Genomic DNA, 6,155 nt, shown 5'->3' on the forward strand with positions numbered 1-6,155 from the left:
CATGGACCGGGCCGTGGTCCTCATGGACCGGGCCGTGCGCACGCCAGGACCGGTCCGTGCGCGCACGCGGGACCGGGGGCCGCTACGGCTCCTCCCGCCAGCCCTCCCACTCGCCGGCCAGCCCGTCCAGCTCTCCGGGATCCAGCCGCTCGTCCTCGTCCCGCAGGACGACCAGCCATTGCGCGTCCTCGGCATCGTCCTCGCCGGCCAGCGCGTCCCGCACCAGCTGCGGCTCCTCGACGACCCCGAACCGCTCCCGGAGCGCCTCCACCACCTCTTCGGCGGCATCACGGTCGGGCAGCACCAGCACATGTCGCACATCACTCACGCCGGACATTGTCCGACACCGCCTCGCGGCCCGGCCGCTCAGCCCTTGCGGACGACCTGCACATCGAGGTCGACCCTGATGCTCGGCCCCACGACCGCGATGCCCCGCGCCAGCATGGTCTGCCAGCTCACGGTGAAGTCGTCCCGGTGCAGCTCGGTCGTGGCCCGGCAGGCCGCCCGCACCTCGCCCTCCATGCCGTTGCCCAGCCCCAGGTACTCCGTGTCCAGCGTGACCGTCCGTGTCACGCCGTGCAGCGACAGCGCCCCGGTCACGGCCCACCGGTTGCCGCCCTTGTGCACGAACCGTTCGCTGTAGAACTCCAGCGTCGGGAAGTTCTCGACGTCCAGGAAGTCCGCCGAGCGCAAATGGTCGTCGCGCATCCTCATGTCGGTGTCGATGGACGCCGCGTCGATCACCACGTGCATCGCCGACCGCTCCACCGGATCGGCGACGCGTATGACCCCCGCGAACGACTTGAACCGCCCGTGGATCCGGGCCAGTCCGATGTGCCGCGCGGTGAAGCCGATCGAGGAGTGCGCCGACTCGATCTCCCAGTCACCGGCATCGGGAAGCTCCGGCGGCCGGGCCACCTGCAGCATCACGTCCCCGAGCGACGCGAGCGCGTTCTCGGCGACCTGCGTGGTCGCCCGGTACGGCGTGTACCCCTCCGCCGACACCGCGAGCCGGTACTCCCCGGCGGGCACGGTCGTCACGAACGACCCGTACGGATCCGCTCCCCCGCTGACCACCGGCCGCCCCACGGCGTCCGTGACCGCGAACTCCGCATGTCTGACCGGTTCGTTGACCGGGTCCAGCACCCGGCAGGCCAGCACCCCCGCACTGGGCGGGATCGGCACCGCCGCCAGGGGACTGGTTCGTTGCACCCGGTCGGTGCGGCTTCCCCGCCAGCGGCCGATCATCCACGACTCCCTGAGTGGCTCGAAATCGCCTGTTGATCACTGTTGATCACACTTGCCGAAGAAGCATTCGACCACCGGTGAGGCTTTCGGGGCAACACGGGACCACATCACGGGAATCCAGCACATGTGCTGGCACTACGCACGAGTAGCCCCGTGTGGCCGATATGGACGTCTACGCGGGATTTCGCAGCGTCGGCACCTTGTCGAGCTCGATCCCGAACCGCTCCCGGTACACCCCGAGGATCTCCTCGTCGGCCTCCAGCTCCCGCTCCTCCCGCGTCCCGTCGGCCGCCGTCACCGTGAGTCTGCGCCCGCTGAGCGTGATCCGCCCTCCCTCCTCCGTCACCCGCGAACAGACCAGCGACCGCGTGAAATGCGACACCGACGACGTGCTGTGCCACCACGCCCCGGCCACGAAGTCACCGAGCACCCGCGGCCGCGCCTCCAGGCGGTACTGCGCTCTGCCATCCCGGAACACGTCCAGGTCCGCCGCCTCCACCGTGCCGTGCCCGCCGCGCACCCCGGCCGCGTCCGGCCCCGCCTCGACGATCCGGAACGTGCCCCCGGGATCCTTCTGCTCACCCCGGCCCCCGAACGCCAGCGGAAGGTGGCTGTGCGCCCCGAACCCGACATCGGCCAGCCAGTCGCCCCCGTCCACCGTCCGTACCCGCAGCGCGAGATGGTCGTACGGGATCCCGAGCCGCCCCTCCTCCCCGTACACCCGCGCCGCCAGCAGCGCCACGTCGTACCCCAGCGCCGCGAGCAACGCCCCGAAGGAGCCGTTGAGTTCGTAGCAGAATCCGCCCCGCCGCGCGCCCACCACCTTGTCCAGCAGCCGCTTCTCCTCCAGCACGATCTCCTCGCCCAGATGGATCGACAGGTTCTCGAACGGCACGGTCCGCAGGTGACGCAGGTGCAGTTCGCGCAGCGCGTCGACGGTGGGCCACGCCGGGTGCTCGGCTCCCAGTCGGCGGAGATAGGCATCAACCTGTGCTGAGTTCATGCCCTCAGTCTCGCGCCACCCTCAGCTCTCCGCCCCCTCCTGCGACCGCGAGCGCGCCGTCCCGGTCCGTCCGCAGCACCGCCGCGCCCCCGGCGCGCAGCGCCGCGACCGTACCGGGCGCCGGGTGCCCGTACGAGTTGTCCTCGCCGCAGGAGATGAGGGCCAGCCGCGGGGCCGCCCGGCGTAGGAGCCCTGGGTCCTGGTAGGCGGAGCCGTGGTGGGCCACCTTCAGGACGTCCACACCCTCCAGTGCCTCGGCCGCGGGTGATCTCGCCAGCGCCCGCTGCGCCGGGGGCTCCAGGTCCCCCAGGAGCAGCAGGCGCAGTCCGGCCGTGCGGACCAGCATGGCGACGCTGGCGTCGTTCGGCCCCTCCGGCGCCGGCGGACGGACCGGAAAGACTCCCGGAGGTGTCCCGGGCGGTGTCCGCGAAGGCGAGTCCGGCGGTGTCCGCGAAGGCGAGTCCGGCGGTGTCCGCGAAGGCGAGTCCGGCGGTGTCCGCGAAGGCGAGTCCGGCGGCGGGCTCGGGGGCGGCCACACCACCTGCCAGGACAACTCCCCCGTCCGCCGCTGCTCCCCGGCCGCCGCCCGCGTCAGGGGGATCCGCCGAGCCGCCGCCAGTCTCCGCACGAACGCGGCCTGTTCGGCGGGCTCTTCGAACCCCGTCGTCTCGATCGCGCCCACGGCCCGGCCCCGCAGCACCCCGGGCAGGCCGGCCACGTGATCGGCGTGAAAGTGGGTGAGCACGACCAGCGGGATCCTGCTGATGCCCAGTGAGCGCAGACAGCGGTCGACGAGTTGCGGGTCGGGCCCGGCGTCCACCACCACGCCGGTCCCCGCGCCCGCCGCGAGCACCATGGCGTCGCCCTGCCCCACGTCACACATCACCAGCCGCCAGCCCGGTGGCGGCCAGCCCGTGACCGCCCGGGTCAGCGGCGGCGGCTGCACCACCGCCAGCGCCAGCAGCAGTCCGCAGGCCGCGCACCACCAGGGATGTCCGAGCAGCCGCCGCCCGACGAGCACCACGACGAGGGTCGCGGCCAGGAGCAGCGCCGCGCCCGCCCAACTGCCCGGCCAGTCCACTCCCCCGCCCGGCAGCGCCGCCCCCGCCCGGGCGATCCGCGCGATCCATCCGGCGGGCCAGTGCGCGCACCACGCGAGGGCCTCGGCCACCGGCATCGCCACCGGCGCCGCGGCCAGCGCCGCGAACCCCAGCACGGTCGCCGGCGCGATCGCGAACTCCGCGAGCAGATTGCACGGCACCGCCACCAGACTCACCCGCGCCGACAGCACGGCGACGATGGGCGCGCACAGCGCCTGGGCGGCCGCGGCGGCGCCCAGCGCCTCGGCCAGTCGCGGCGGTACTCCGCGCCGTCGCAGTCCGGCGCTCCAGCGCGGCGCGAGTGTGAGCAGGGCACCGGTCGCCACGACGGACAGCAGGAATCCGTAACTCCGCGCCAGCCACGGGTCGTACAGCACCAGCAGCAGAACCGCCGTCGCCAGCGCCGGGATCATCGACCTCCGCCGGCCGGTCGCCAGGGCGAGCAGCGCCACGGCTCCGCAGGCCGCGGCGCGCACCACGCTCGGATCCGGTCGGCACACGATGACGAACCCGAGCGAGAGCACGCCCCCGAGCACCGCCGTCCCGCGCAGGGAGATGCCGAGCCGGGGCGCCAGGCCCCGCCGCTCGACGTGCTGTGCCAGGCCCGGCGGGCCGAGCAGCAGCGCGAGGAGGATCGTGAAGTTGGCCCCTGACACGGCCAGCGTGTGCGTGAGGTCGGTCTCCTTGAACGCCTCCTCCAGCTCCGGAGTGATCCGCGAGGTGTCTCCGACCACCAGGCCGGGCAGCAGCGCCCGGGGGTCCGCCGGCAGCCCGTCGGTCGCCTCCCGCAGCCCGGCGCGCAGCCGCCCGGCGAGCCGCTGCGGCCCCGAGGGCTCTCCCACCACCTCCGGTTCGCCCTGGTTCCGCACCCGCAGCACGGCCGCTACCCGGTCGCCGCCCGTCATCGCGGGCGCCAGCCGGGCACTGACCCGCAGCCGCGTCGACGGCAGCAGGCCGAGCCACGGTGACCGGCCCCGCCCATCGGTGAAACGACCGGGCGGGGCCGCGTCCACGTCCACGATCACCAGCACCGGCGCCCGTGTCGTCACCGCAGTGCCGCCCGCCTCCTGGACGCGCAGCACATCGGCGTCGATCAGCACGGCCTTCGGGGCCACGTGATCGCCTCTGACCTTCGGCCGGGTGAGCCGAGGGTCGGACGAGAGCTCGACCTCGGCCGTCACCGCCGCGTACTCCCGCGCCAGACCGGGCACCGGACCCCGGCGCAGATCCGCCCCGTGCAGACCGGCCGAGGCGGCAGCCGCCGCGACACACAGCAGCAGGGCGACGGCGGAGGCGCGCGGCCATGACGCCACCCGCGCCCGGCGGGTCCGCCGGGCCGACGGCGGCAGTCCGACGGCCACCAGGCAGCCCAGCACGAGGCAGCCGGTCACGAGGCCGAGCGCCCACGCCGGATGCGCGTCCAGCACCAGCGCCGCTGTGCCCCAGGCCGCGAGGGCGGGTGGTACGAGCCGCAGGTCGGTCGGGCCCTCCTGGCGTGGCCGGGCGGTGCCGAGACGGGTGCCGGACGAGGCGTGCACGGGCGACCGGGTGGGACCGAGCCCGGACGCGGGCTCGTCCTGCCGCACCGGCGGGCCGGAGGGGCTCCTCATGGCCGTACGAGGTCGCGCAGGTCGGCGAAGCGGCGGTCGCCGATGCCGTTCACCTCGCGCAACTCGTCCACGGAACGGAAACCGCCGTGCTGTGTGCGGTAGTCGATGATGTGCTGCGCCAGCACCGGGCCCACCCCCGGCAGGGTGTCCAGTTGGTCCACGGTGGCCGTGTTGAGGGGGATGGGGGCGGCCGGCGCGGCCACCCCACCGGCCGGGCCGCCCGGAGCGGAACCACCGCCCGCCCCGGGAGCCGGTGCGGGAGCCGGCCCTCCGACGATCACCTGCTCGCCGTCCACGAGGAACCGGGCGCGGTTGAGCCCGTCGGTGTCCGTGCCGGGCTTCACCCCGCCCGCCGCGTGCAGCGCGTCCGCGACCCGCGAGCCGGCCGGCAGCCGGTGGATCCCTGGGTCACGCACCTTGCCGCCCACATCCACGACGATCTCGGGCGCCCCCGCCTTCACGGACCCGGCGGAAGCCCCCGAAGCGGCACCGGCAGGCGCCCTCGCGGCGCCCGGGCCGTCCTTCCCTCCGGTCTGCCCGCTCTCCTGCCCCTCCCCGTACGGCACCGCCGCCCGCACCACCTCCGGCGGCCGCACGGACTGGGTTCGGCCTGCCCAGAAGTGCTGCACGGCGAAGACCGCGGCGACGACGAGCACCACCGCCAGCGCCAGCACGCTGCGCCGCTCCAGACCGCACCGGGCCTGCAACCACAGGGGCATGCGCTCCCGCAGCGCCGACCCGGCCCGCTCCCGCCAGACTCCCCCACCCGCGCGGCCGTCCTGGTCCTGGAGACTGCCCATGGGTTCCGCCTCCAGGTCGGGGAGACCACCCGTGGGCTCCGCGAGCGCGGGGCGGCCACCACGTCCTCGCGGAGTCTCGTCGAGGCCGACCCAGCCCGGCGGTCCCTGCCCCGACTCCCGCCGCTCCCCGGCCGGTTCGACCGGCTCGGCCCGCCCAGGAGGCCCGGCCGACCCTGCGTGCTCCGCCCACTCTGCCTGCTCCGCCTGCCCTGCGCGCCCCGCGTGTCCTGCGCGCTCCGCCTGCCCTGCGTGCCCCGCCCGCTCTGCCTGCTCCGCCTGCCCTGCGCGCCCCGCCTGCCCTGCGCGCTCCGCCTGCCCTGCGTGCCCCGCCCGCTCTGCCTGCTCCGCCTGCCCTGCGCGCCCCGCCTGCCCTGCGCGCTCCGCCTGCCCTGCG

General features: G+C 74.9%; 5 protein-coding genes. All 5 read right to left on the reverse strand.

The window, feature by feature from the left end; genetic code table 11:
• Nucleotides 1–82: 82 nt before the first annotated feature.
• The 5 genes from HDC93_RS26675 to HDC93_RS26695 all read right to left on the reverse strand — a co-directional run bounded on the left by HDC93_RS26675 (nucleotide 83) and on the right by HDC93_RS26695 (nucleotide 5,761).
• Nucleotides 83–328, reverse strand: a complete 246-nt coding sequence (locus tag HDC93_RS26675) for a hypothetical protein (RefSeq protein ID WP_185013351.1) — start codon at nucleotides 326–328, stop codon at nucleotides 83–85.
• Nucleotides 329–366: 38 nt separating this feature from the next.
• Complete coding sequence (locus HDC93_RS26680; protein WP_185013352.1) at nucleotides 367–1,248, reverse strand: YceI family protein; 882 nt, start codon at nucleotides 1,246–1,248, stop codon at nucleotides 367–369.
• A 172-nt stretch (nucleotides 1,249–1,420) separates the two neighbouring features.
• A complete protein-coding gene (locus HDC93_RS26685; RefSeq protein WP_185013353.1) occupies nucleotides 1,421–2,251 on the reverse strand; it encodes an arylamine N-acetyltransferase in 831 nt (276 codons plus the stop codon).
• A 4-nt stretch (nucleotides 2,252–2,255) separates the two neighbouring features.
• On the reverse strand, nucleotides 2,256–4,961 hold the full coding sequence (locus tag HDC93_RS26690; RefSeq protein WP_185013354.1) for a ComEC/Rec2 family competence protein: 2,706 nt from the start codon (nucleotides 4,959–4,961) through the stop codon (nucleotides 2,256–2,258).
• Nucleotides 4,958–5,761 (reverse strand): ComEA family DNA-binding protein, encoded by an 804-nt coding sequence (locus HDC93_RS26695; RefSeq protein WP_185013355.1) that lies wholly within the window; start codon nucleotides 5,759–5,761, stop codon nucleotides 4,958–4,960. Before HDC93_RS26695 ends, HDC93_RS26690 begins: the two co-directional genes overlap by 4 nt.
• Between the last annotated feature and the right edge of the window lie 394 nt (nucleotides 5,762–6,155).

It is taken from the genome of Streptomyces sp. AK010 (assembly GCF_014207295.1).
GTDB classification, from domain to species: domain Bacteria; phylum Actinomycetota; class Actinomycetes; order Streptomycetales; family Streptomycetaceae; genus Streptomyces; species Streptomyces massasporeus.

Excerpts from the sequence above, each read along its gene's own strand:
- HDC93_RS26680 (WP_185013352.1), bottom strand. The coding sequence starts at position 1,248 with ATGATCGGCCGCTGGCGGGGAAGCCGCACCGACCGGGTGCAACGAACC.
- HDC93_RS26685 (WP_185013353.1), bottom strand. The coding sequence starts at position 2,251 with ATGAACTCAGCACAGGTTGATGCCTATCTCCGCCGACTGGGAGCCGAG.
- HDC93_RS26690 (WP_185013354.1), bottom strand. The coding sequence starts at position 4,961 with ATGAGGAGCCCCTCCGGCCCGCCGGTGCGGCAGGACGAGCCCGCGTCC.
- HDC93_RS26695 (WP_185013355.1), bottom strand. The coding sequence starts at position 5,761 with ATGGGCAGTCTCCAGGACCAGGACGGCCGCGCGGGTGGGGGAGTCTGG.